We start from the raw sequence: 25,989 nt of genomic DNA on the forward strand, positions 1-25,989 counted from the left end.
AGGATATCAATTATGAAATATGTCAGTTTTAACCGGCCCGATGGCAGCGCCGGCTTTGGTCGCCTGGCAGGCGATACCATTTACGATCTATCCGCTGCCGCGCCAGATTTGAAAAGCGCCCTGACCAAGGGCGACCTGGCGCAGTTACCCGACGGTCAGGCCCTGCCTTTAGAGTCTGTCACACTGGCACCGGTCGTGCCTAATCCCACCAAGGTATTCTGTGTGGGTCACAACTACGAAACCCATCGCCAGGAAACCGGCCGCGCAGCAACGGATCATCCGTCGATATTTGTGCGCTTTGCCGACTCGCTCTCAGCCCACCAGCAGCCCATTATCATGCCAAAAGTCTCCACCGATCTGGACTTCGAAGGCGAACTCGCGGTTATTATTGGTAAAGGCGGACGTTATATTGCTGAACAGGATGCAATAAGCCATGTGGCAGGTTATGCCTGTTTTAATGACGCCTCGGTGCGTGACTGGCAATGGCATACCCGGCAATTTACCCCAGGTAAAAACTTTCCAACCACGGGTCCGTTTGGTCCCAGTATGATTACGCCCGACGAAGCGGGTGACCTCACAGAAGTGATGGTAACTACCCGTTTAAACGATACCGTTGTACAGCAGCAGCCCATTGGCGATATGATTTTCCCCATCGCCACCATTATTGCCTATATTTCCAGCTTCACGCCGTTGCAACCCGGCGATGTTATTGCCAGTGGCACGCCCGGAGGGGTTGGCGCCAAACGCACGCCGCCATTGTGGATGAAGCCTGGGGATACCATTGAGGTGGATATTGGTCCGGTAGGGACTTTACGAAATACTATCGAAGCGGAGTCTTAATATGAGTCAGTCACCAGCAATTCGCCAGGCCATGCAACGCCTTGGCCGGGCGATGGGTCCGGATGTGCTGGACAAGGTCCATGCCTTATTTGCGGATGAGCAACTGCGCCTGGCAGACCGCCAGCCTCCGCTGGTGACCGATGTAAGTTATGGCCCCCATGAACGCCATCGCCTCGATATTTATCGCCCGCCGCATGCCACACAGCACAGTAAATTACCGGTGCTGGTGTTTGTTCACGGTGGCGGTTTTTTAAAAGGCGATAAAGGCGACAATCACTGGTATAACGCCAGTGTCGGACGCTTTGCCGCGCAACAGGGTTTTATTGGCGTGGTGATTAATTACCGTCTGGCGCCGGCGTCTACCTGGCCGGCCGGCGGTGAAGACGTAGGCCAGTGTGTGAGCTGGCTTGCCGCACATATTGCAGAATACGGCGGCGATGCCGATAATATTGTGCTAGCCGGCACCTCAGCCGGTGCGGTGCATGTAGCAACTTACTGGCAACTAAACCCGCAGAGCGCCGCAGTTAAAGGGCTGATATTCTTGTCGGGGTTATACGGTGTGACGCCGCTCGATGAACGTGATGAGCTTTATTATGGCGACCCGGCCCTGTATGCCAGTCGCATGCCACTGCCAGCACTGATTGATTGCCGGTTACCCCTGTTTATGGCCTGCAGCGAATTCGATCCTCCGCGTTTTCAGCAGGAGTGGCTGGGACTGATGCAAAAGCGGTTTTCAGCGACTCAGCAGCTCGACCAGGGAATGCTGGTGGCCGGACACAATCATTACTCCATTGCCGGCCATATTGGTACCAGCGATACCCGCCTGGCGGATGAAATGGTGGCCTTTATCAACGACTGCACACGCCGCTAAACCCCATTACCAGCGACCTGAATTTCCTCTGCATTCCAGCGGCCCTACGGGGCCTTTGTATGTATTAATTTTATCAATACCCTATTCAAAATAAACGATTTGTTAGTCGCGTCCCTGCCGGTTAAATTTACATTAATTAAACCATTTTAAAACAAGGTTATTACACCATGGCAGGCGACACTTCTCTATCAGCTTATATTACCCGGGAAACTCTGACAGGCGGGACTATCAACGCGCTGTTCAGCCTGTTGTTTGTGTTTATTGTGTTTTCAGGACAGTCAACGGTATCCATGACAGGGAGCGCCGGCTTGCTAGTAGACAGCCTGCCTCAGGGGTTGGCTATTGGCTTACTGGGCAGTTTTTTCCCATCATTCCTGACTCGCAACCGGCTTCGCAAGGGCGACATTAAAACCCGGTTGCAACCGGCTCCCTCACCATTACCCCAGCACCCCTTTTTACGCGCCTTACTTTTTGCTCTGCTTGGCGCGTCGTTAACCTCGCTGTTATTCGGTTTGTTATACCTGGTGGGAGGAGTAGCGCAACTGAGTTTTACCCTTGCCGCCATCATTAAGGTGGTATGGGGCGGCCTGCTTGGCGCTGTAGTTGCCAACATCGCCCTGCGCCTGGCGCTACGCGATTACAGCTCGCAGCAAACAGGCTGCGAGCCATCGGCTCAGGTCCGTTAAGTTTGACGAAGGTTTTTGCGATACCGCGCCATTTACATATTCTTTTCGCGTTCCAGCGCTTGTTGAACGGCAGGCAGCGTGAGACTTGCCTGCTGGTGACGCTGGATTGCGCCGAAAGGGGTAAAATCAAACTCGCAGCGCGACAATCGTCCGATCACCCAAAACCAGTATCCATCGATGGCTGACCACTCGTTACCATACCACCAGCGCTGACTTTCAAGGCGCACGTTAACCAGTTCAAAGAGTCGGGAAAGCTCCGCCCCGGCTTTGCTTTTAATGGTTTCCAGAGCTGTTTGGTCGGCTATCAGTTCGGGTTTACAGAACCTTGTCACCAGCGGGTGCACGCCCGCTGCGACAAAGCATAAATCAGCCACAATTTCCGCCTGAGAAAGGTTTTCAGGCAGTAACCGTGCAGCCGGATACTGTGTATTTAAGGCTGTCAGGATGGCTGGCGTTTCGGTAATCACCTGCCCGTTTAAGCGCAAAGCAGGTACCTTGCCCTTGGGATTGATACTCAGATAAGCAGGCTGTTTATGCATCCCCTCACTGAGAACTACCGGGGCTATGTGGTAGTCGGCACGGGCAGTTTCCAGAGCGATCATAGTGACCTGCGAACAGGCACCGGGAGAGGCGAATAGGGTAATAGCGGTCATTGGCAGATCCCAATAAAAAGGCACCCATGAGTATGAAGTGGACTCACGAGTGCCAAAAAGTGCAGGAGACGTTCAGGACGTTAGAAGCTGGTCCTGAACCCTACAGACATAAAGCGGCCCATACTCTTATAAGCAACCCCTTCTTCGATAACGCGGAATGGTGGGTCTTCATCCAGCACGTTGTCGATGTTGAAGGTTACCTGAGTATCCATGCTGATGTCATAGCTGGCAAAGAGGTTGAAGGTAGTGAATGAATCAATATCTTCCTCCCCTACTTCAGCACCACCGCGGTGCATTAGCGTACCTGATACATACAAATCATCATGACGCAGTCCAACTGTGGCAACAGAATTAAAGGCCGAAATCGGTGCATTAAAATCGCCTCGTTTTAAGGTGTCCTGGAAACCGGCACCTTTGACGTTTTCTTTATCGCGATTGAGCATATAGGTGCCCGACACATTCACGTCAAGCTCACCCCAGGCAACGTCGGTAAAGTACTGCAGCGAGTAGTCCAGACCATTTACCTCGTAGGCGCCCATGTTATTTTTGCGCTGATCAGACACAACGTATGGTGTGCCGAAGATTCCGAACATGGCTTCCAGGCTCGGGAAACCTGCCGTCGGAAAATCACCAAACTTGGCAATCACTTCATCCGCCGATGCCGGGCTTAGAATATAGAAATCCTCGTTTACCGCTTCATCGTAGTATTGCGGGCCAAAAAAGAAACCTGCGTTCTGGTCCAGTCGATCTTCATACTCAACGCTCCAGTAGGTCAGCGACACCTGCAGCGAATCGTTAAGATACCAGTCGGCCCCTAATGACATGGTTTCGGCGCTCTCTGGTTTTATGCCTTCACTGGCGCCTTCCAGTAAGAAAGTGGGCATAAAGAAATCCGGCACAAACGGGCTGCCTGAGGCACGGAATGGGCTGAACGGCAGGAACAGCTGGTACTGCAGCGGCGCGGCTAAGTCGGCCAGAGCCGGCGCATGGAACGACGTTCCCCAGGTACCGCGAACGGTCAAATCAACGTGTGGATTCCAGGTAACCGCAATTTTCGGATTGGAGCTGCTGCCAACATCGTTATAGTCATCGTAGCGGCCGGAGATCGACACATCCAGATGTTGTACCAGCGGCATGGCGTTATCATCGGATACCAGTGGAATATACAACTCACCAAAGACAGACTTCACCTTTCTGTCGATATCACTGTTTGTCGACGTTGAAGGCATTGCTGCCGTGCCAATATCAATGATTTGTTCAAAGCTTTCTTCGCGGTATTCAGTTCCCACAGCAACCCGCATCAAACCACCCGCGATTTCAAACAGTTCACCATTAGCGATTAACTTAACTTCAGCCAGCGACTGATCCGTAGAATTAAACTGTCGCCAGTCAGCAATTTGCGCCAGCACCGAAGCCGGTGTTTGCGACACATCATAGGGGTTTAACGCCGTATCGGTGCTCGTTGATGCCAACGCTGCCGCCTGTGCTTCAGAGTTTATCATTCCATCGTTGTAGGTAGAGCTACTTTCACCATAGTTGAGGGTTGCCTTTAGCTTCCAGCTGTCTGACAAGGTGAATTTAAGCGTCGGGGTTACCTGCCACTGTTCGTAAACAGAGCCATTTTTACCTGCCGCACCAAACACGTCTGCGTAGCTAAACGCTACTTCATTCTGCGTTTCGCCGTCGACCGATACAAAGTATGGGTTTGCAGAGGTAACCGTGGTGGAAGCCCTGACATCGGTAGGGTCGTAATCGGTAGCTTCCCGGCGTGAATAGTAGGCCATTAAGTCCAGCTCGGTGTTATCCCCTATTTCCTGGATCAGACTGGTAAATATCGAGTAACGCTCTTCTTCCGGATAATAAGATTGCTCGTCGAAACTGGAACAGTAGTTAGGGGCCGATGCATCCACTCCGGGCAAGCCATATAGCTGGTTATCGGCCAGGATATTACCGGGGTTACAGGCGCTTGAGCGATAGTCCGCACCGCCATCTGCGGTCAGGTCTTCTTTGATGTAGTCGAGATCTTTACCAAACATGGCACTGCGATCGCCGTAGGAAAACGCCGTCACCAGACTGCCGCCAGACCAGCTGTGACCAAAGCCACCGGAAACGTCTACGCGGTCGTAATCACCGTGGCCCATGCCGTACTGTACGCTGATCTCGCCGCCATCCAGATTGCGCTTAGGGATAAAGTTAATCACCCCGGCTACCGCGTCTGAACCATAAATCGACGAGCCACCGTCAGGAATCACTTCTACACGCTCCAGCAGACTGGCCGGGATCATTGACGAGTCGACCCAGTTCATCGGGCCAACCGGTACTAAACGATTACCATTTAGCATAACCAGCGTTGCCATACCACTTAGCCCGCCAATACCGCGAATTTGCGGCGGCTCAAAAGGAATCGATGCGGTAAGGGTATTTTCCGGCACGCTGTTAAACGATTGCATTTGCGGGATCCGGCGCAGCACGTCGGTGGCTGAAGTCACGCCCTGTTCAATAATTTTTTCTTCACTTAGGCCAATAACATTAGACCCAACCGGATTGACCCCTTCAATTAAGGTACCGGTGACTGAAATAACTTCAACCGTTTGTTCTTCTTGTGATTGCTGTTCTTGGGCCAATGCAGTGTGCGTGACTGCACAACCCAGGCCGGCACAAATTGCCAAAGCCAGTTTTTTTACCTGAATGTGTTTTGTACTCATATTCTTGTCCTTCAATGCAGCAAGTTGAGATGCACTTACAGATTGCAAGATTTTACAATTTGGCAACAAATGTAAAATATTGAATTTTTAATAATCCATAGCTCCAAACTATAGATTCCCGTCAGGCCTTTAAAATAAAGGGTTTACACCAGCCTCCCCGGTTCTTCTCAACATCCTGAAATTGTTAACTTTCACTCCCAGGCAGAGGGACAGATGCTTAAATAAGCAGAATTCATTAAAGGATGACAACGCGATTAATAGGTACTGCGTTGTGAAAAAAAATAATAGCAGCTGTACACCACCTCGTTACCATTCATTAACAGTTTGTTTACGCTTGCGTCCTGTAATGACGCCTTCGCTTTGACCGGCACAGCTAAAAAGCATCGCAAGGAAGTCGTAAGCAAGTGATTAAGGAAAATTAACGGGGCACACATGAAAACGAAATTTCCGTACAAAAAAACGATCCTCACGCAAAGCATATCGTTGCTGCTCGGCACCAGCGTAATGTTACCGGCCATGGCACAGCAGACACCGGATGATGACCTGGTTGAAGTGATTGAAGTCACGGGCCTGAAATCCAGTCTTACTGAGGCAGCATCCATCAAACAAAACTCGGTGGGGGTGGTCGACGCTATTTCCGCCGAGGATATCGGTAAATTTCCGGATACCAACCTGGCTGAGTCGTTACAGCGTATTACCGGGGTATCCATCAGCCGTTCAAACGGTGAAGGTAATGAAGTTACCGTACGCGGCTTTGGCGGTGAAAATAACATGATCACCCTCAATGGCCGTATGATGCCAGCCGCGCAAACCTATGGCGGCGGCAGTGGTGCCGACGGGACGACCCGTGGTGGCGGTACCCGCGCCTTTAACTTTGGAAACCTGGCGTCAGACGGTGTTCGCGCCGTAGAGGTTTATAAAACCAGCAAGGCCAACATAGCCACCGGCGGAATTGGTGCCACCATCAATATCATTACCGCACGCCCGTTGGATAACCCGGGCTTTAGCGCCACCGTTGGCGCCAAAGCGGTGCACGACACCACCAACCGCGCCGGTGACGACATTACCCCGGAACTTTCCGGCCTGATGAACTGGACCAACGAACAGGCCACCTTTGGGGTAAATGTGGCGGCGGTTGTGCAACAGCGTGATTCTGGTTATGCCGGTGCTACGGTGAACGACTGGAACATTGGTACCTGGGGCGATCCCAACGACCCGGATACGCTGTTCAACAATGCCGACATGTCGATTTACCAGAACACGCCGGATGCCGGGCAACTGTACGCCCGCCCGAATGATTTACGCTATGCCTTTTCCGACACCCAACGGGATCGCACCAACGCGCAAATCACCATGCAATACGCGCCCACCGACAATATGACCGCAACGCTGGACTACGTGTTTGCCGAAAACGAAATTACCGAGCATCGTGGCGAAATTACTAACTGGGTACAAAACGGCTCTAACGTCACCAGCGTTATCTTTGATGATGGCCCGGTGGCCACGCCCATCTACATTGCAGAGAACTATAACGGCACCGTGGATGAAGGTTACGAACAACAGTACCGTGAACAAACCAATACCCTGAACTCACTCGGGTTTAACGTGGTTTATCACGTAAGCGACGCACTGTCGCTGAACTTCGACGTGCACAACTCGAAAATGGAAAGTTTACCCAGCGGCCCCAGCGACAACCTGGCCACAGGTGAAATTGCTGTAGGCATAGGCGCGCCGTCGGTGGCCTCCCGCGAGTGGTGGTACGACAGCGAATTACCCAGCTACCGCAACGTGTACGACGATGCCTTACGGGGTAACAACAATGGTACCGTTGATGCCGGCGATGTGGGCTCATCCATTTTGCGTTTCCGCCACGCCTCACAGGTTACCGAAATTACCCAGTTTAAGTTTGACGGTACCTATTACATGGACAACGGCAAGTTCCAGTTTGGTGCCGAAGGCCGTGCTATGGAAATGAATGCCCGCCAGACCGCCGGTGACAATATGACACTGGGTAACTGGGGTATTGCCAACCCGGGGGAATTCTCCGATGGCCTGTTGGAACAAATAGACGTGGGTAATCTCTTTGATGATTATGATATTGGCGAAAGCCAGGGCATTGGCTTTATTGCCGACCCGGTAGCGCTGGCGCGGGAAGGGATTGCCCTGTATCCGTCAGATGCTAACTTCTTTGGCGTCAGCAGCGTGTTTTCCAATAACGATACCGTTAAGGAAGACACCATGGCGGCTTACTTCCAGGTGCACATTGAAGCCGAGTGGAATGACATGCCCATTAACGTGCTGGCGGGTATGCGCTACGAAACCACCGATGTGGAATCCACCTCACTGGTTACGCCGCCAAGCTACCTGATTTGGGAAAATAACAACGACTTCTCGCTGTATACCGATCCGTCAACGTCGGCGCAGCCACTGTCTGTAGAAGCCGATTACGACAATCTGCTACCCAGCCTCGATTTTGACATCATGCTGACCGACGACATTAAAGGCCGTTTCTCCTACAGCAAAACCATCGCCCGTGCCGGCTATGGATCACTGCGGGTTTCGCCCAGCGGCTTTGGTTTGACCGGCTCAACCATCAATGGTGCCAGAGCAACGGCGTCATCATCCAACCCGGGCTTATTGCCATTGGAGTCGGATAACTTCGACCTGTCATTTGAGTGGTACTACGATGAAAGCAGCTATGCGTCTTTTGGTTTCTTTGAAAAACGGGTAGCCAATTTCATTGGTACCGGCCAGCAGGACAGAACCTTCTTTGGTATCCAGGATCAAACCTCAGGTCCGCGTGCTATCGCCGCTGCTGAAGCGCTTCGCGATCGTGGTTTTGCGGTAGACGATACGTCGCTGTTTGCGATGATGGTATTGCTTGAACAACCTGAAGCCTTCCCCAACGGAGCCGACGACTACACCGGTTCAGCCGAGCAAATTCTGCAGTTAGGTGAAACTCCCGGATGGGACCTGATCCCGCAACAGGGCGATCCGGACCTGGTATTCCGTACCTCTTACCCACAAAACAACAAGGAAGCGAAACTGTACGGCGCCGAACTCGCCGTGCAGCATTTCTTTGGTGAGACCGGCTTTGGTGTGCAGGCTAACTACACCATTGTGCGTGGTGACATTGGTTTCGATAATACCGGTAACCCGAATGTTTCTCAGTTTGCCCTCACCGGCCTGAGTGACACCGCTAACCTCGTATTACTTTACGAGAACTACGGCTGGACGGCGCGTTTCGCCCTCAACTGGCGAGATGAATTCCTTAACCGGGCTAACTACAAAGGGTCTAACAACCCGGCCTATATTGAGGATTATTATCAGATTGATGCTAATGTCAGCTATGCCGTCAACGACAACCTTACCGTCTTCGTGGAAGGGATTAACATCACCGGCGAAAACAGCCGCGAACATGGCCGAACCGCTAACCAGCTGTGGTATCTCGAAGACCTTGGCGCGCGCTACCAGTTAGGCGCCCGGTACACTTTCTGATAACAGCTAAAAGTAACCCAAGGCCACTTCGGTGGCCTTATTGCGTTTACAAAAGGTAAGTAATGAACAATAACAACTATACCCTGCTCGACAATGTCACCCATAAAGACTTGCGTGTCATCCCCCACTATTGCGCCGACTTTGGCGACAATGTCGCCTCAGTACCGGTATTTGCCACCGAACTGGCCAACGTCATCAAACACTACCCGGTACTTTTCTATCCCACCGATAAAACCGCAAGCCATTTTACTATGGTGGCGTTGCTCGGCCTTGAAGCCGGCGAAAACCTGTTTCTCAATGAAACATTGCCAGCAACCTATCAGGCTTTAAGGCAACAGTCAGGCTGGGCGGCTGATTATGTGCCGGCGACGGTCGCCCGGGGCCCTTTCGCCATTGGATTGCACGAAAATGGCAGCCAGGTGATGGTCCACGTGGATGCCAGTCACCCCAAACTCTCCACCGAGCAAGGTAAGCCACTGTTTTTACCCAAGGGCGGTAATTCCGACTTTTTGAATCGCATCGCTTCAATCCTGGGGGTGATTCATAACGGGGTGCAGGTGACCAACGACATGGTGAGTATGTGGCACTCTATGGGCTTACTGGAACCAATGAGCGTTGATATTGAGCTGGCCGACGGCACTAAGCACACCCTCGGTGGCCACTTTGCGGTGAATGACGAAAAAGTCTCGGCATTGACTCAAGCCGATTTACACACGTTACATCAGCACGGTTATTTGCAGGGGTTGTATCTGGCAATGACCTCACTCAATAACATTCAGACGCTGATTGATCTGAAAAATATCCGTCAGCATCACGAGCAGCAGGCCTATGCCTGACAGCCTGCCTGCCATCAGCACAACGGTTAAGGAACTGGCTCCTGGCAAAGCGCCGGCCGCCTCTGAGCTGGCGCAGGTTGCCGAGCCCGTTGTTCTGCGCGGTATCGCCACAGACTGGGCGCTCACCCACCGGGCTAAACAGGGTCCGGCCACTGCTGCCGCCTACCTGAAACCCTTTTATAATGGCCGGCCTTCAATGATTTACCGGGCACCGGCCAGTATTAACGGCCGCTATTTTTACAGCGAAGATGCCAGCGCCTTAAATTATCAAAGTGTCCACGGCCGGGTCGATGCCTTTCTGGACGAGCTCGTCGATGACCCGCAGGAAGAATCCCTGTATATGGCCTCGGCACCGCTGGATAAATTTTTTCCGGGCCTCAAGGATACCGTCCGCTTTAACCAGCCTGCACAGTTAACCCCCTCGGCTGACCATGAGCCGCTTGTGAGTATCTGGGTAGGCAATCAATCGCTGGCGTCCTGCCATTTCGACACTATGGAAAACATTGCCTGTTGTGTGGCAGGTCGGCGCCGGGTAGTTGTTTTCCCACCTGAGCAAATAGCCAATCTGTATCCCGGCCCGGTAGAACGCACGCCAGGCGGCCAGGTGATCAGCATGGTGGATTTTCACCAGCCGGACTTTGCCCGTTACCCACGTTTTGCTGAAGCCCTTAAGCATGCGCAGATTGCCGAACTGGCGCCGGGTGACGGTATTTTTATCCCCAGTATGTGGTGGCATCAGGTAGAAGGCCTGAGCCATTTTAACGTGCTGGTGAATTACTGGTGGTCACAGGCACCATCTCTGGCCGGTTCTGGCATGCCAGCACTGTTTCATGCCATGCTTGCCATACGCGACCGGCCGGCACGTGAAAAGGCGGCTTTTAAGGCGTTATTTGATTATTACGTGTTTGGCGATACCCACTTGCCCCATGCACATTTACCCGAGTCAGGTAAAGGGCTGCTCGGTGAGATAGACGATGTTACCGCCCGGCGTTTACGCGCCATCATTATGAACCAACTGAATAAGTAGCCAGGCCATGACAACACACCCCAAACAAATAGTGATAGCCGGCGGCGGCACCGCTGGATGGATAGCCGCGGCGGCACTGGCTCGTAAAATGGGGCCTTTGGTTAACATCAGGCTGGTTGAGTCCAGCACCATTGGCACCATTGGCGTGGGAGAAGCCACCATTCCGCCCTTGCGTACGTTTCATAAGCTGCTGCAAATAGACGAGCAGGCGTTTATGCGCGCCACCGCCGCCACCTTCAAACTGGGCATTCAGTTTGAGAACTGGGGGCACATTGGTGAGCAGTATATTCATTCTTTCGGCATGACCGGCCAACAAAGCTGGCTGGCTGAATTCGTGCATTTTTACCTGAGCGCCAAAGCCCGTGGCCTGGAAGGCAATTACGGTGACTACTGTTTTGAACTGGAAGCCGCACGCCAGCATAAATTTGCCACCTCAGCACAGAGCAATATTCAGTACGCCTATCACCTGGATGCCGGCAATTACGTAGATTTCTTAAAACGCTTTTGCAGCAACCTCGGCGTTACCCATGACGATGGGATTATCAGCCAGGTTCTGCAACACGATAATGGTGACATTAAAGCGCTCAGGCTGGCCAGCGGCGAGTTGATTGAAGGCGATTTTTTTATTGATTGCACCGGCTTTAAGGGGCTGCTCATTGAGGAAACCCTGCACACCGGTTATGAAGACTGGTCGCACTGGTTACTCTGTGACAGTGCCTGTGCCGTGCAAACCACCAGCGCTGCGCCGGCTGCGCCATTTACCCGCTCTGCCGCGCATCATGCTGGCTGGCAGTGGGAAATTCCGCTGCAGCACCGAACCGGTAATGGCAATGTTTACAGCAGCGCGTTTATGGATGACAACGAAGCCAGCGAACAACTTATGCAGAACGTTAAGGGCGAGGCGATTACCACGCCCAGAACCCTGCGTTTTAAAACGGGCCGGCGTAACAAGGCCTGGCATCGCAACTGCCTGGCCCTGGGTCTGGCCAGCGGCTTTGTGGAGCCGCTGGAGTCCACCAGTATTCACCTGGTGATAATGGGCATTACGCGTTTTATGCAACTGTTTCCGCATACGGGCAATAATCAGGCACTCGTTGACGAATACAACCAGCAAACCCAGCTTGAACTGGAGCGTATTCGTGACTTTATTATTCTGCATTATCACGTGACCCAGCGCGACGACAGCCCGTTTTGGGCGCATTGTAAAAACATGACTGTCCCTGATTCTCTGCAAATGCGTATCGCCTTATTCGAAGAGCAGGCGCATGCCTTTCAAAAGCAAAACGAGCTGTTCCGGGTAGACTCCTGGGCGCAGGTCATGCTGGGCCAGGGAGTCGTACCACAACATTATCATCCGGCCGCGTTAATGTTATCCGATACACAACTCGAACAATCAATGCGCCAGCAACGTAACAGGGTTTTACAAGCGGTAGCGCAGTTGCCTGCGCATCAGGACTTTATTCAGCGCTACTGCGCTATACCGGCCAGTACCGAAGCGTTAACCTAACCTACACACAGCCCGATAAACACCTTATTGAAGCATAAACAGGAGATTCAATGTCAGTTACATCTATCCCATCACGTCCGCTGGGCGCCTCCAAGCTTGAAGTTAGTGAAGTTGGCCTGGGCTGCTGGCAGCTGGGTGGTGACTTCGGCCCCATTGACGAGCCCACGGCAAAAGCCATACTCGAACAAGCCGTTGCCGACGGCATTACGTTTTTTGATACCGCCGATGTTTATGGCGCAGGGCAGAGTGAAAGCTATGTGGGCGAAGTATTAGCGAAAATTGCCCCCGATGCGGTGATCGCCACTAAATACGGCCGCGGCGAAGGCACCTACCCGGATGGCTATTCCCTACAGGACCTGCGCGACTCAGTGAAACGCGCTCAGGACCGATTGCAACGGGATAGCCTGGACTTACTGCAACTGCACTGTATCCCTCAGCAAGTGCTCAGTGACGGCGCTATTTTTGACTGGCTCCGTGAAGTACAGCAGGAAGGCCATATTCAACACTTTGGCGCCAGTGTGGAAACCCTGCGCGAAGCGCATATTTGTTTGCAACATGATGACCTGACGTCACTGCAAATCATCTTTAACCTGATGCGCCAGCGCCCGGTCACCGAGCTGCTGGATCAGGCTGCTGCCCAACAGGTAGGCATTATCGTACGCTTACCGCTGGCCAGTGGCATGTTAACCGGTAAGTTTGATCAACAAACGCAATTTGCAAAAAGCGATCACCGTAACTTTAATAAAGACGGCGAGGCTTTCAGTGTGGGCGAAACCTTCAGCGGCATAGAGTTTAATAAAGGCCTGGCACTGGTTAAACAGTTGGAAGGCTTTAAACCTTCGCCATTAAACATGGCGCAATTTGCCATGCGCTGGATCCTCGATCACCCAGCCGTATCGACCATTATTCCCGGTGCCAGCTCTGCCAGCCAGGTATCGCAAAATGCCGCTATCGCCGGATTACCGTCGCTCGATAAAGATCTGCATAACGCCCTGTATGAGCTCTATGTAAAAGATATAGAGCCACTCATTCGCTGCGAGGTGTAACCCGCTTTTTTGCAGTCAGTGACATGCTCTCCCATTGCAGTCACTGACTCGCTTTTTCCCGCCCTCTCATATGATGAAATCACAATAGCAATAACCGATACCGTAATTTTAATTGCCCGCCAGATTGATAACCTTTTGTTTACAATTAAAAACGGAGAGACTGCGTGCTAAAACCACTTCTTGCTGTCGCCATTGCCGGTGCCTTTGCCACTGCATCAACAATCACCCTGGCGGCTACCCCTAAGCTTAACGATAAGCAGTATTTCAGCCAGCCGAGTCTGGATGTGGTTGTGTTCAGCAACTGGTACAACGGTTTATTTGGTGATTCAAAAATTAGTGGTGTCGAGCTCATTCATTTTGGTGAGCGCACCGCAACCAATGGGGATGTGCGGCTCAGTGCCACGCCTGAACAATGGGATCCCATTCCCACCTTTGTGGAGCGCAACGTCGATCAGGCATCGGGGACCATTAGCGCCACCCTGGCGTATCCGGAGTATGATTTTACCTACACCATTACCGCCAGGCCCATTGATAACGGCGTTGAAATTACCCTGTCGTCGCCCAATCCGTTACCACCGGCTCTGGAAGGAAAAGCCGGATTTAATATGGAATTCTTGCCGGCCACTTATATGGAAACCAGCTTTCTGGCCGATGGCAAACCCGGCAGCTTCCCGCTCTACCCCACTGGTGTAAAAGAAATTATTGGCGAACATGAGCCAGAGCCGCTGGCCTCAGGGCAACATCTTGTGCTGGCTCCTGAAGACGCTAAAAAGCGGGTAGCTATAGTGTCTGAGTCACTCCCTCTGGCACTTTATGACGGCCGTGCTAAGGCCCAGAACGGTTGGTATGTGGTGCGTGGCCTGCTGCCTGCCGGGAAAAGCGGTACACTGGCCAAATGGGAGCTAACGGCCAGCACCGATAACAACTGGTTACGTGCGCCGGTTATAGGCCATTCGCAGGTGGGTTACCTGCCTCAACAAACCAAGCGCGCTGTTATTGAGCTTGACGCCAGAGCGTCGCTCACCGGCTTCGCCGAGTTGTTGCGGGTTAATCCCGACGGCACCACAACGACGGTTAAAAAGGCCCGGCCTGAAAAGCAGGAGAACTACACCCGCTATCAGTACGCGGCGTTTGATTTCAGCGATATCACCACCAGCGGCGTTTACCAGTTACGCTATGGCGATACCACCACCGCGCCATTTTCTATTGACGCAGACGTGCTGGATAACGCCTGGCACCCGACTCTCGACCACTATTTTCCGGTACAGATGGACCACATGCTGATTAACGAGGCATACCGGGTATGGCATGGCGCTTCCCATCTGGATGACGCATTGCAGGCACCGCTAAATCACACCCACTTTGATTTATATGCTCAGGGCCCCACTACCGATACGCCTTACGAACCGGGGGAGCATATCCCCGGACTTAACGTAGGCGGCTGGTATGATGCCGGTGACTACGATATTCGCACGCAAACGCAGTATCACACCGTTACCGCACTGGTACAGACCTGGGAAGAATTTGGCCTGACCCGCGATACCACGCTGGTGGATTACGAGCGCAACTATGTGGACATTCATGTGCCGGACGGCAAGCCCGATCTGTTACAGCAAATAGAGCATGGCAGTCTGGCATTGCTGGCTCAGTACAAAGCGGTGGGTCACGCTATTCCTGGCATTATCGTGCCGGATTTAAGCCAGTATACGCACCTTGGTGACGGCCTCACCATGACCGACAATCTGATCTACGATGCGGCCATGAGCGATACCGAATCGGATGGCACTCGCAGCGGCGTTTTTGACGACCGCTGGGCGTTTACCAGCAAGTCCACGCCGCTCAACTACGGCTCTATGGCCGCGCTGGCGGCGGCGAGTCGGGCCATGGCCGACTACAATCCGGCGCTGGCAGCCGAGTGTCGGGAAACCGCTATAGCAGCCTGGCAGGAGGAAGCGAGCCATGCACCGGATAGGTTTAAGGTGGGCAATACTACCGGCGGTGGCCTGGAAGAGGAAAAACTCAAAGCCGCGGTAGAGCTGCTTATCACCACCGGCGACAAGCAATACCAACGCGCAGTGAAAGACTTGCTGCCCTATATCGAAGGGGAATTCAGCCGCGCCGCAGTGATTGCTATTCGCGCGCTACCGCATATGGACAAGGCGTATGCACAGCGTATTCGCCGGGCGGCGCAGAAATACAAACCAGCGCTTGAAGCTGCCACCAGCAAAAACCCGTTCGGTGTCACCATTACCGAATACGGCTGGGCGGGTAATGGCACTGTTTTGCAGATGGCAATTACCCAGTACTATCTGCACACCGCGTTTCCCGATCTGTTCGATAGTGAGTTAATTTACCGTTCACTCGATTACCTGTATGGCACCCACCCGGACTCCGATATTTCGTTTATCTCTAATGTCGGTACCGTTTCGAAAAAAGTGGCTTATGGTATGAACCGGGCGGATTATTCGTTTATTAGCGGGGCCATTGTACCGGGTGTGTTAATTCTGAAACCGGACCTGCCGGAAAATAAGGAAAACTGGCCGTTCCTGTGGGGTGAGAACGAGTATGTGATTAACGTAGGCGGGCTTTATCTGTTTACCGTTAATGCTGCCCTTGCGCTGGCACAACGCTAGTTTGTGAAGAAAGCCAGTTCACCCGGGATGGGTGAACTGATTTGTGACTACGCGTCGGCAAAATCCTCGGTATCAATGTCGGCCTGAGCGCCGGCCGGATAACGAGCCCCTTTCACTGTCTGGCGATTGATCAGCTCATCGGCCTTCACCAGCAATTCCGGCGGCAGTTGCAGGCCACTGGCCTGTAAATCTTCCATCAGATGCGCTTCGCTGCTGGTGCCTGGCAGGGCATGAATATGTTCGCCCTGAGCGAGTACCCAGGCCATGGCTAGCTGTGCAGGGGTAATCTCTGCAGAGGCCGCCAGTGATGCAAAGTCGGCATACAACTGCTGATTCGCCGCCCAGTTGTAGCCCTGGAAACGGGGCATCCCTTTACGAATATCGCCGTCTTTCATGGCCGCCGGATCCACGCCACCAGCAAGATAACCGCGCGCCAGCGGGCTGAATGCCACAAAGTCCACGCCGAGTTCCTTACAGGCGTCAAGTACCGCAATCTCGGCATTACGGGTCCACAGAGAATACTCAGTTTGCAGCGCCGCTATCGGGTATTCGCCATGGGCTTTGCGCAGCGTCTCAGCAGAGACTTCCGATAACCCCACCGCGCCTATTTTACCTGCCTTAACCAAATCGCCCAGCGTGCCGACACTTTCCTCAACCGGCACATCCGGATCGATACGGTGCAGATAGTACAAATCGATATGGTCTGTTTGCAGACTCCCTAGTGCGGTATCCAGTGTTGCTTTTAACGTTGCCGGATGACCGTCGATAGTGCGTTTACCATTTACGCCGGTCATACCGCACTTACTGGCCAGAAAGATGTCCTTGCGAAACGGTTTAATGGCTTCACCCACCATCTTTTCGTTACTGCCAAAGCCATACAATGCCGCCGTATCAAAATGGGTCACACCCGCCTCAAAAGCTTTCGTAAGCAGGCTGGTCGCCGTGGCCTGATCGACCTTTTTGGCATAGGCGTGGTTGAGATTCATGCACCCCAAGCCAATTTCTGATACCAGACGGCCAGCCAGTTTGCGTTGTAACATAGCGTTAATCCTTTCCGTTTACGTTGTACAGGTATGCATTACTGAGCGTTTAACTGCTGCTCCAGTTCGTACAGTACACGATAACAGTCAAAGACCTGGGCGACACTGCTGTTAGGCTCACGTCCTTCGTTAATGGCCGCGACAAACTCACGGTCCTGTAACTCGATGCCATTCATCGACACATCCACCTGCGACACATCAATGGCATTTTCCCGGCCGTCTACCAAATCATCGTAACGGGCAATATAGGTACCGTTGTCACAGATATAGCGGAAGAACGTGCCCAGCGGGCCGTCGTTATTAAACGATAAAGACAGCGTGCACATAGCGCCATTTTCGGCCAGCAGTTGGATAGACATATCCATGGCAATACCCAGTTCCGGGTGAATCGGCCCCTGAATAGCATTGGCTTTCACCACTTTGCTGCCCGCCTGGTAAGCAAACAAATCTACCGTGTGGGCGGCATGATGCCAAAGCAGGTGATCGGTCCATGAACGGGGCTCGCCCTTGGCATTAATATTTTTGCGGCGGAAGAAATACGTCTGCACATCCATTTGCTGAATGTTGAGCTCACCGGCAGTGATTTTGTTATGCACATACTGGTGCGACGGATTAAAACGACGGGTATGACCTACCATGCACACCTTACCGGTTTCTTCCTGCACGCTGAGTACTTCCTGGGCATCTTCCCAGCTGTCTGCCAGTGGAATTTCCACCTGCACATGCTTGCCCGCTTTCATACAGGCAATCGCCTGGGCAGCATGCATCTGCGTTGGGGTACACAGGATCACGGCATCGGCGTCGCTTTCCAGCGCCTCTTCCAGCGAGGTATAAACATGGGGGATGGCATATTCGTCGGCCACTGCCTGGGTTTTCGCTGCGTCACGACCCACCAGGCCTACCACTTCAGCGCTCTCTATATTTTTCAGACCATCTAAATGCTTGATGCCAAATGCACCCGGTCCTACCACAACAATCTTCATAAAAACTCCCGTTTCGTTACTACCGGCGGTGATTCCTGCCGGCACGGTGTCTAATCCGCCCAGTACAGGCGCATAGGGTTATCAATCAGTAATTTTTTCTGCAATGCTTCAGTCGGCGCAATTTTGGGGATCATATCTACCAGATGGCCATCGTCAGGCATGTGCGACTTCATGTTCGGATGCGGCCAGTCGGTGCCCCATAAAACGCGGTCAGGAAATCGCTCCACCACGGTTCGGGCAAAGGGCACCACATCGTCATAGCTACCGGCCGGTCCCACTTTTGAGATGCGCTCCGGGCAACTGACCTTACTCCAGAAGTTTTCGTTCTCTTCCAGCAGTTTTAGAAACAGTGCAAACTCAGGGCCATCCACCGGCTTCGTCACATCCGGCCGCCCCATATGATCCACCACCACGGTGGTTGGCAAAGCAGTAAAGAAATCGTACAGCTCAGGCAGCTCCTGGGCCTCAAAATAAATCACGATATGCCAGCCTAAGGGCTTAATTTTATCGGCGATCACTTTCAGCGCGTCGAACGGCAATGCATCCACCAGACGCTTCACGAAGTTAAATCGAACCCCGCGTACGCCTGCTTCATGCAAACTTTTAAGCTCTTCATCAGTAATCGACTCGGTGACCGTGGCAACTCCACGTGCCAGGCCATCAGAATGGTTCAGAGCGTCCACCAGCGCGCGATTGTCGGCACCATGACAGGTCGCCTGAACAATCACGTTACGACTGAAGCCAAGATAGTCACGGAGTGCCCACAACTGATCCTTTGAGGCATCACATGGGGTGTATTTACGTTGTGGGGCAAAGGGAAACTGGTCACCCGGACCAAATACATGGCAATGCGCATCCACGGCCCCTGCCGGCACTTTGAAAGCTGGCACCGATGGTGACTGGTGCCAGTGCAACCAGTCAGCATCCATAACAAATTGGCTCATGGCCCACTCCTGAAAATTGGTTGCCCACAAATGCTTGTTGGGTAGCAACCTGTTGATTTGGCAGACTTTGAGTCGTCCCCGCAAACAGCCCTGACTAAAAAGTACAATTGAAAGATGAAAATCTACAATTATCCTGTCGGCGGTAACACACTGAGCCCGTATAGTATTTACGCCACAGTATGCGCCACCTGTTATGACCTTGCAGTTTAGAAAACTGCAAAACGCCATTAGTTTTTCCTATATCGAAAATATAACAACGCTTTAATAAAGCACTTACGAATAGTAAAAAAACCATATATTACATAACTTTAAATATAAATGCGGCTTACATTACAATAATGGAATGCAATTAATCTTGTCATTATTGACGTTTCTGCTGACGAAATTCGCCGGCAGTGGTGCCTTCCATCTGTTTGAAGAAGCGACAAAAATAGCCCGTGTCTTTAAAGCCCAGGGTCAGCGCAATTTCATCCAGGGTCTGCTGGGTGTAAATCAACCGTCGCCGGGCCTCGCTAATGAGTCGCTGATGCACCAGCCTTTTAGGGGTTTGCGACAGCTGCTGACGGCAGATACGGCTAAGGGTAGACACCGAAACAAATAATTTTTCGGCATAGTCGTCCACCGTCATATGATCCTGATAATGCTTGTCGATAAGTTCACGAAAGCCCAGCAGAATGCGGTTTTCCCTACCAGAAGGCCCGCTCTGAACCGAGTCGAGCTGGCGTTGCCGGGCAATAGTGATAAACAACAGCTTTAGCAACAATCGGATAGTGGTAGAGGCTCCGGGGTCGCTGATGTTCATTTCATCGGCCAGCATCATCAGGTAACTAAAATACCGCTCAGCCTGCCGGGCGCTGCGAAATTCAATCGTCTGCGGTAACCATACCAGCTGGTTAAATGCACTAATGTCCTCGCCCATTTCCATATTGGCAATCACGTCGGCATTAATCGACAACACAAAGCCTTTGGTATTGGGCGCAAAGTTAAAGCCGTGCACCACACCCGGCGGTAACGTTACCACCCAGTTGCCCGACAGCTGACGAACATCATCATCCAGCTGCACCTGCCACTGACTGTCGAAAACACAAATAATTTGCGCCAGATTAGCGTGGCGGTGAGGTTTAATTTCCCAACCCAGGTTAGCGCTGCGCGACTGAATATCTTCCAGATGCACGAAGTCTGGCTGCATGCGCATAAAAGACTCGCCGTAGAGATCGTAAAACGGGATCTGCTTTTGCGTTGTCGTCAAAGCGGTTCTCCTGACACGCTCACAGCTGCAAGCAGCCATGACAAAAATTTAACATGTGATTAAAAAGTACAACACTTTAAAGCATAAGTGAATAACAATTATGGTCTCTGTCTTCCATTATTAACCGGTCAGAATTGATTTGTTCACCGGGAGTCATCGCTATGAACACCAAAACACAGGTTGCCATTATCGGCTCAGGGCCGTCCGGGTTATTACTCGGCCAACTGCTGCATAAAGCCGGCATCGACAATATTATTATTGAGCGGGTCAGCCCGGATTATGTGCTGGGCCGTATTCGCGCCGGCATCCTTGAGCAAGGGTTTGTCGACCTGGTTCGTGAAGCCGGCGTTAACCAGCGCATGGATAAAGAAGGCCACGTACACGACGGCTTTGATATTGCCTATTACGGTAAGCGCTATCGTATTGACCTTAACAAACTTACCGAAGGCAGTACGGTGATGTGTTACGGCCAAACCGAAATCACCCGCGACCTAATGGCCGCCCGGGAAGCTTCGGGACTGACCAGCTTTTATGAAAGCCAGGATGTGCAGTTGCAAAATGTTGATAGCGACGCGCCCCAGGTCACACTGTTTAAAGACGGTGAAACCATTACCATTGATTGCGACTATATTGCTGGCTGTGACGGCTTTCACGGTATCTCCCGCCAGACCATCCCGCAGGAAAAACGCACTGAGCACGAGCGGGTGTACCCCTTTGGCTGGCTCGGCGTGCTGGCGGATGTGCCGCCGGTGAGTGACGAACTGATTTACTGCAAAACCGAGCGCGGCTTCGCCCTGGCCAGCATGCGCTCATCTACCCGCTCCCGTTATTACCTGCAGGTTCCACTCACCGACAAAGTGGAGAACTGGTCAGACGAAGCCTTCTGGGATGAACTGAAAAAACGCCTGCCCCAGGACAGCGCCAACAACCTGATCACCGGGCCGAGTATTGAAAAGTCGATTGCGCCGCTGCGCAGTTTTGTGTGTGAACCCATGCAATGGGGCAATCTTTTCCTGGTTGGGGATGCCGCACACATCGTACCGCCTACGGGCGCAAAAGGGTTAAACCTGGCCGCCTCGGACGTTTCTACCTTGTATAAGCTGCTGCAAAAACGCTATGCACAGGATGACAGAGAGGCGCCAAAACGTTATTCAGAAATCGCCCTGCGTCGGGTATGGCACGGCGAGCGCTTCTCCTGGTGGATGAGTAATATGTTGCACGACTTTGATCAGGGCGAAGTGAACGGGATGGACAAAGTCACCTTCGATCGCTTTATGCAGTCTGAGCTGGATTTTTACCTGACTCACGAAGAGGGCCAGAAGGTGATTGCCCGCCAGTATGTGGGCATGCCCTACGAAGCCGTTGAATAACACCGGTAATTGCGCGGTCTGAAGGCCGCGCCCATTTTGTATTAATACAGTCTATACTTCTGCCAAGATTATCTATTTTACTTTAGTGAAACACTCCCAATACAATTCATTTACTTACATTGTATTGGGAAGTTTCTATGTCTGCTCGTCGTTCGCTGCAAATGTCCTCTGTGTTTTTGATACTTGGCTGCATGAGCCTGCCAGGCCTTGCCAACGAACTGGAACAGCAGTTTCAATCGCCGCCACAGTCGGCTAAACCTTTGGTTTGGTGGCACTGGATGAACGGCAATGTGACTGCCGAAGGCATTAAGAAAGATCTCGCGTGGATGCATGAAGTGGGTATCGGTGGGGTGCAGAACTTTGATGCTCACCTGATGACGCCCCAGGTCGTCGACCAACGAGCGGTTTATATGTCAGACGACTGGGCCGAGAAATTTCGCCTCGCCCTGAGTATCAGCGACCAGCAGGATTTTGAATTTGGCATTGCCGCCTCACCTGGCTGGAGTGAGACCGGCGGCCCCTGGGTTGCGCCCGGGGATGGCATGAAGAAACTGGTGTGGAGCGAAACCCTGGTCAATGCCGGCCAGTCGCCGATTACCATTCCCGCCCCCAATGGCGTTACCGGCTTGTTTCAAAACTATGCCTCCGGCGATACCATGCTTGGCGAAGGCGAAGCCAGTATGGCCAGCGCACCGGCCTACTATGCCGATATCGCCGTTATCGCTTACCCACAGCCTGTCAATGACAAGCTCGCCATTGCCAGTATCAGCACCAATAGTCCGGACAACCCGGATACCCGCGCCATGACAGACGGCGACTACAACACCGCCACCACCGGTCAGACAATGCCGGGCAAACCCTTTACGGTTACTTTCGACCTTGGCAGTGCCCAAACTGTTGCCGCCGCTTCACTGGCGACTCCCATGCCGGGGATGTTTTTACCGCCGCAGTTAAAGCCGGTATTACAGGCCAGCGAAGACGGCCGGCAATTTACCGATATCGCCAGTATAGACGCTGGCATTACACTGCAAACCACGGTCAGCTTCGCCCCTGTTACGGCGCGATACCTACGCTTTGTGATGCAAGGTAATCCGGACGGTAAGTTTAAGATGCCGTCTTCACAGGCGCCTGGCTCGAAGCCGCCAGGCGGATTTAGTCTGCCAACCGGCGAACCCGGCACAGTGGCGGCGCCCGTGCTAGAAGCGGCCTTTTACAGCCAGCCCAAAGTCCATCGCTTTGAAGTGAAAGCCGGTTTTGGCACGGTTCACGATTACTACCCGTTGTCTTATCAGCATGAAGCTCAGGGCATTGATGTCAGTCAGGTCATTGATCTGACCGATAAGCTTAATGCCGATGGCACCCTTAACTGGCAACCAACGTCAGGCCAATGGAAGGTGGTTCGCTTAGGCTATTCACTGACCGGCAAAGAAAATCACCCGGCCACGCCGGAAGCCACTGGTCTTGAAGTGGATAAGTACGATCCGGTGGCCGTAAAAGCCTATATCAACCACTACCTCGACAACTATAAAGGGGCCGCAGGTGAGGAAAATATGGGTGGCAACAGCGGTTTGCAGGCGTTGCTTAACGACAGCATTGAAGTCGGCCCTTCAAACTGGACCCCGGCAATGTTCAGCGAATTCGCAGAGCGCCGCGGCTACTCATTGCTGCCCTGGCTGCCGGCGCTGGCTGGAAACATTGTTAACACCGCCACGCAAACCGACCAGTTTCTTTATGATTTTCGCCTGACGCTGGCAGAGATGCTGGCCGACAATCATTACGCGGTGATCACCGAAGAGGTCAATAAGCGCGGTATGCGCCATTATTCAGAAGCGCTGGAAAACGAGCGCCCGGCGATTGGTGACGGCATGCGGATGCGCCGCAGCGCCGATATTCCCATGGCAGCCATGTGGGCCTTTGATACCGCTAAGCAAATCGGCCCGGCTCCCCAGTATTGGTCAGACATTCGTGAAGCCGCTTCGGTAGCCCATGTTTATGGGCAGAACCTGGTGGCCGCAGAGTCATTAACGGCGGCCTCTTCCCCCTGGGCATTTTCACCGGCCGACCTGCGCCCGATGATTGACATGGAGTTTGCTCTGGGGGTTAATCGCCCCATCATCCATACTTCGGTGCATCAACCGCTCGATAAAGCCCCTGGCCTGAGCTTATTTGTGTTTGGCCAGTACTTTAATCGCCTGGATACCTGGGCTGACTATGCCAAGCCCTGGGTGACCTATATCAGCCGCAATGCCTATATGCTTCAGCAAGGCCGCTTTGCCGCTGATGTGGCATACTTTTATGGCGAGGAAGCACCACTAACAGCGCTCTACAGCCATGCACCGGCCGAGGATGTCCCCGCCCATAACGCTTTTGACTACGTTAACCGAGACGTTATTAACGATCTGCTAAGTGTGGATAACGACCAACTGATCACGCCGAGTGGTCAGCGCTATAAGCTGCTTTATCTTGGCGGATCCAGCCGCTATATGACCCTGAAAGTGCTGAGCAAACTCAAGGCCCTGGTTGAGGCTGGCGCCACTATTGCCGGGCCGAAGCCGATAGCCTCACCCTCACTGAACGACAATCCGCAAGAATTTGCGCGGATAGCGGATGAATTGTGGTCGGGCAAAACCGGTAAAGGCCGTGTACTACCTGCCGGCAGCGTGAACCAGGCAGTAGAAAAAGCCGGTCTGCGATATGACTTTGCAGTGAAAACCGATAATAGCCAGAGCACGATAATGTTTGTGCACCGCAAAACTGACCAGCAGGATATTTATTTTTACACGAACCGCAAACCGCAACACGAAGCGGCCAGGTTTACGTTCAACGTGACCGCCAGGTCAGCCTGGCATTACAACGCCGTCAGCGGCGACATTACCCCACTTAAAACCACCACAGAGAACGGTTACAGCATAATTGAAAAAGAACTGATGCCCTATGAGTCTGGCTACATTGTGTTTGACAGTGCACCATCGCAACAGCCTCAACCCATTAACCAGGCCTCTGTAGTAGCAACATTAAATCAGGGCTGGCAAGTCCAGTTCCAGGCCGGTCGGGGAGCTCCGGAACAGGCGATGCCCTATGCGCCGGGTAACTGGGCAGATTCTGCCGTGGAGGGGATAAGGTACTTTTCAGGCACAGCCACTTACCGCAATTCGCTCACGCTGGCGGCAGCGCCCGAAGCCAATGAGCAAATGATTCTGGACCTTGGTGAAGTGAAAGAGCTGGCCCAGGTATTCGTTAATGGCCAGGATGCCGGTATTCTGTGGACCCCGCCCTATGCCACGGATATCGCGCCACTGCTCAGGGCCGGAGAAAATAACATCGAGATAAAGGTAACAAACCTGTGGGTGAATCGATTAATTGGTGACAACCAGCCAGAGGCTGATAAAACCTATACGTTTACCACTATTAATACGTATTACCCGGATGCGCCGCTACGCAAATCGGGGTTAATGGGACCGGTGTTACTATTATCGCAAACCACCGAATAGCATGATTCAGTGGTACTGGCTGGCAGGAGGATTGCCAGCCAGTTGCCGGGGTTACAAACAGCCCAGACTGAACCGGCTGCTGCCACTTTGAATCATCAGATGTTGTTTGCCGTCGATGTCGGCAGCGGTGGCAATATCGACCCACTGATAAAACACATTACGGTGCACCAGCGCTTTTAACCCGCGGTGCAACATAACGTAAGGGCGAGGTTGCTCCGGATGACGGTTATCCACTTCTAACGGATGCGCTTTTGAAAGCACGGCTGACTGCCCGAGGTTAGAGATAACTTCAATAGCAGGGCCCTCTTCGGTGTCGTGAGTCTGCCATTGGGTAATAACAAAGGGCGCATCCTCTACCTGTATACGCACCTTCTCAGCCGGGGTCTTCAGAAAATATTCATCGCCTTCCTTAAGCAACACACTGGCAAAGAGTTTCACCAGTTTCTCCCGGCCGATGGGACTGCCCATATACCACCAGCTACCGTCAGATTTGATGGTCATGTCGATATCGCCGCAAAATGGCGGATGCCACTTATCAAAAGGCGGAGCCGCTTCGAGGTTTTCAACCTGTGCGGTAAGGGTTTGCAGATCCATAAACGATTTCCCGACG

At 52.7% G+C, this 25,989-nt stretch carries 18 protein-coding genes; 11 read left to right on the top strand and 7 right to left on the bottom strand.

Annotation, left to right across the window (positions count from 1 at the left end; translation table 11 throughout):
- The first annotated feature begins 12 nt into the window (after window positions 1-12).
- The 3 genes from AC27IB_RS08420 (at window position 13) to AC27IB_RS08430 (ending at window position 2,397) form a co-directional block, all read left to right on the top strand.
- The gene (locus AC27IB_RS08420) at window positions 13-840 is read left to right on the top strand and encodes a fumarylacetoacetate hydrolase family protein (RefSeq protein WP_487120243.1); all 828 of its coding nucleotides are present in this window, start codon (window positions 13-15) and stop codon (window positions 838-840) included.
- Window position 841: 1 nt separating this feature from the next.
- Window positions 842-1,711, top strand: coding sequence for an alpha/beta hydrolase (locus AC27IB_RS08425; protein ID WP_487120245.1), 870 nt, complete (start codon window positions 842-844; stop codon window positions 1,709-1,711).
- Between the two features lie 167 nt (window positions 1,712-1,878).
- The gene (locus AC27IB_RS08430) at window positions 1,879-2,397 is read left to right on the top strand and encodes a hypothetical protein (RefSeq protein WP_487120247.1); all 519 of its coding nucleotides are present in this window, start codon (window positions 1,879-1,881) and stop codon (window positions 2,395-2,397) included.
- Window positions 2,398-2,429: 32 nt separating this feature from the next.
- Here AC27IB_RS08430 and AC27IB_RS08435 read toward each other — a convergent pair whose 3' ends face one another.
- Both AC27IB_RS08435 and AC27IB_RS08440 read right to left on the bottom strand, forming a co-directional pair.
- Window positions 2,430-3,050, bottom strand: coding sequence for a glutathione S-transferase family protein (locus AC27IB_RS08435; RefSeq protein ID WP_487120249.1), 621 nt, complete (start codon window positions 3,048-3,050; stop codon window positions 2,430-2,432).
- 80 nt (window positions 3,051-3,130) lie between these two features.
- The gene (locus AC27IB_RS08440; protein WP_487120251.1) at window positions 3,131-5,755 is read right to left on the bottom strand and encodes a TonB-dependent receptor plug domain-containing protein; all 2,625 of its coding nucleotides are present in this window, start codon (window positions 5,753-5,755) and stop codon (window positions 3,131-3,133) included.
- Between the two features lie 432 nt (window positions 5,756-6,187).
- Here AC27IB_RS08440 and AC27IB_RS08445 point away from each other — a divergent pair, with 432 nt between their 5' ends.
- The 6 genes from AC27IB_RS08445 to AC27IB_RS08470 all read left to right on the top strand — a co-directional run bounded on the left by AC27IB_RS08445 (window position 6,188) and on the right by AC27IB_RS08470 (window position 16,302).
- A complete protein-coding gene (locus AC27IB_RS08445; RefSeq protein ID WP_487120253.1) occupies window positions 6,188-9,253 on the top strand; it encodes a TonB-dependent receptor in 3,066 nt (1,021 codons plus the stop codon).
- 62 nt (window positions 9,254-9,315) lie between these two features.
- Window positions 9,316-10,089, top strand: a complete 774-nt coding sequence (locus tag AC27IB_RS08450; protein WP_487120255.1) for a SapC family protein — start codon at window positions 9,316-9,318, stop codon at window positions 10,087-10,089.
- Entirely contained in the window at window positions 10,082-11,116 is a 1,035-nt protein-coding gene (locus tag AC27IB_RS08455) for a cupin-like domain-containing protein (RefSeq protein ID WP_487120257.1), read from the top strand. The genes AC27IB_RS08450 and AC27IB_RS08455 overlap by 8 nt, the downstream gene beginning before the upstream one ends.
- Before the next feature lie 7 nt (window positions 11,117-11,123).
- Window positions 11,124-12,623 (top strand): tryptophan halogenase family protein, encoded by a 1,500-nt coding sequence (locus tag AC27IB_RS08460; protein ID WP_487120259.1) that lies wholly within the window; start codon window positions 11,124-11,126, stop codon window positions 12,621-12,623.
- Between the two features lie 50 nt (window positions 12,624-12,673).
- Window positions 12,674-13,669 carry an aldo/keto reductase gene (locus AC27IB_RS08465; protein ID WP_487120261.1) on the top strand — a complete coding sequence of 332 codons (996 nt, stop codon included), beginning with the start codon at window positions 12,674-12,676 and terminating at the stop codon, window positions 13,667-13,669.
- Window positions 13,670-13,833: 164 nt separating this feature from the next.
- Window positions 13,834-16,302, top strand: coding sequence for a glycoside hydrolase family 9 protein (locus tag AC27IB_RS08470; protein WP_487120263.1), 2,469 nt, complete (start codon window positions 13,834-13,836; stop codon window positions 16,300-16,302).
- Window positions 16,303-16,349: 47 nt separating this feature from the next.
- Here AC27IB_RS08470 and AC27IB_RS08475 read toward each other — a convergent pair whose 3' ends face one another.
- The 4 genes from AC27IB_RS08475 to AC27IB_RS08490 all read right to left on the bottom strand — a co-directional run bounded on the left by AC27IB_RS08475 (window position 16,350) and on the right by AC27IB_RS08490 (window position 20,518).
- The gene (locus tag AC27IB_RS08475) at window positions 16,350-17,342 is read right to left on the bottom strand and encodes an aldo/keto reductase (protein ID WP_487120265.1); all 993 of its coding nucleotides are present in this window, start codon (window positions 17,340-17,342) and stop codon (window positions 16,350-16,352) included.
- Window positions 17,343-17,380: 38 nt separating this feature from the next.
- Window positions 17,381-18,325 carry a Gfo/Idh/MocA family oxidoreductase gene (locus AC27IB_RS08480; protein ID WP_487120267.1) on the bottom strand — a complete coding sequence of 315 codons (945 nt, stop codon included), beginning with the start codon at window positions 18,323-18,325 and terminating at the stop codon, window positions 17,381-17,383.
- 50 nt (window positions 18,326-18,375) lie between these two features.
- Window positions 18,376-19,269, bottom strand: coding sequence for an amidohydrolase family protein (locus AC27IB_RS08485; RefSeq protein ID WP_296049508.1), 894 nt, complete (start codon window positions 19,267-19,269; stop codon window positions 18,376-18,378).
- A 361-nt stretch (window positions 19,270-19,630) separates the two neighbouring features.
- On the bottom strand, window positions 19,631-20,518 hold the full coding sequence (locus AC27IB_RS08490) for a helix-turn-helix domain-containing protein (protein ID WP_296049506.1): 888 nt from the start codon (window positions 20,516-20,518) through the stop codon (window positions 19,631-19,633).
- Window positions 20,519-20,679: 161 nt separating this feature from the next.
- Here AC27IB_RS08490 and pobA point away from each other — a divergent pair, with 161 nt between their 5' ends.
- Window positions 20,680-21,888, top strand: coding sequence for a 4-hydroxybenzoate 3-monooxygenase (gene pobA / locus AC27IB_RS08495; RefSeq protein WP_487120269.1), 1,209 nt, complete (start codon window positions 20,680-20,682; stop codon window positions 21,886-21,888).
- 137 nt (window positions 21,889-22,025) lie between these two features.
- Window positions 22,026-25,379 carry a glycosyl hydrolase gene (locus tag AC27IB_RS08500; RefSeq protein WP_487120271.1) on the top strand — a complete coding sequence of 1,118 codons (3,354 nt, stop codon included), beginning with the start codon at window positions 22,026-22,028 and terminating at the stop codon, window positions 25,377-25,379.
- Between the two features lie 51 nt (window positions 25,380-25,430).
- Here the strand turns inward: AC27IB_RS08500 and AC27IB_RS08505 are convergent, their stop codons facing one another.
- Entirely contained in the window at window positions 25,431-25,973 is a 543-nt protein-coding gene (locus AC27IB_RS08505; RefSeq protein WP_296051034.1) for a DUF1285 domain-containing protein, read from the bottom strand.
- Window positions 25,974-25,989: the final 16 nt, after the last annotated feature.

Source organism: Alteromonas sp. 4NH20-0104 (assembly GCF_057547795.1).

Excerpts from the sequence above, each read along its gene's own strand:
- AC27IB_RS08420 (WP_487120243.1), top strand. The coding sequence starts at position 13 with ATGAAATATGTCAGTTTTAACCGGCCCGATGGCAGCGCCGGCTTTGGT.
- AC27IB_RS08425 (WP_487120245.1), top strand. The coding sequence starts at position 842 with ATGAGTCAGTCACCAGCAATTCGCCAGGCCATGCAACGCCTTGGCCGG.
- AC27IB_RS08430 (WP_487120247.1), top strand. The coding sequence starts at position 1,879 with ATGGCAGGCGACACTTCTCTATCAGCTTATATTACCCGGGAAACTCTG.
- AC27IB_RS08435 (WP_487120249.1), bottom strand. The coding sequence starts at position 3,050 with ATGACCGCTATTACCCTATTCGCCTCTCCCGGTGCCTGTTCGCAGGTC.
- AC27IB_RS08440 (WP_487120251.1), bottom strand. The coding sequence starts at position 5,755 with ATGAGTACAAAACACATTCAGGTAAAAAAACTGGCTTTGGCAATTTGT.
- AC27IB_RS08445 (WP_487120253.1), top strand. The coding sequence starts at position 6,188 with ATGAAAACGAAATTTCCGTACAAAAAAACGATCCTCACGCAAAGCATA.
- AC27IB_RS08450 (WP_487120255.1), top strand. The coding sequence starts at position 9,316 with ATGAACAATAACAACTATACCCTGCTCGACAATGTCACCCATAAAGAC.
- AC27IB_RS08455 (WP_487120257.1), top strand. The coding sequence starts at position 10,082 with ATGCCTGACAGCCTGCCTGCCATCAGCACAACGGTTAAGGAACTGGCT.
- AC27IB_RS08460 (WP_487120259.1), top strand. The coding sequence starts at position 11,124 with ATGACAACACACCCCAAACAAATAGTGATAGCCGGCGGCGGCACCGCT.
- AC27IB_RS08465 (WP_487120261.1), top strand. The coding sequence starts at position 12,674 with ATGTCAGTTACATCTATCCCATCACGTCCGCTGGGCGCCTCCAAGCTT.
- AC27IB_RS08475 (WP_487120265.1), bottom strand. The coding sequence starts at position 17,342 with ATGTTACAACGCAAACTGGCTGGCCGTCTGGTATCAGAAATTGGCTTG.
- AC27IB_RS08480 (WP_487120267.1), bottom strand. The coding sequence starts at position 18,325 with ATGAAGATTGTTGTGGTAGGACCGGGTGCATTTGGCATCAAGCATTTA.
- AC27IB_RS08485 (WP_296049508.1), bottom strand. The coding sequence starts at position 19,269 with ATGAGCCAATTTGTTATGGATGCTGACTGGTTGCACTGGCACCAGTCA.
- pobA (WP_487120269.1), top strand. The coding sequence starts at position 20,680 with ATGAACACCAAAACACAGGTTGCCATTATCGGCTCAGGGCCGTCCGGG.
- AC27IB_RS08500 (WP_487120271.1), top strand. The coding sequence starts at position 22,026 with ATGTCTGCTCGTCGTTCGCTGCAAATGTCCTCTGTGTTTTTGATACTT.
- AC27IB_RS08505 (WP_296051034.1), bottom strand. The coding sequence starts at position 25,973 with ATGGATCTGCAAACCCTTACCGCACAGGTTGAAAACCTCGAAGCGGCT.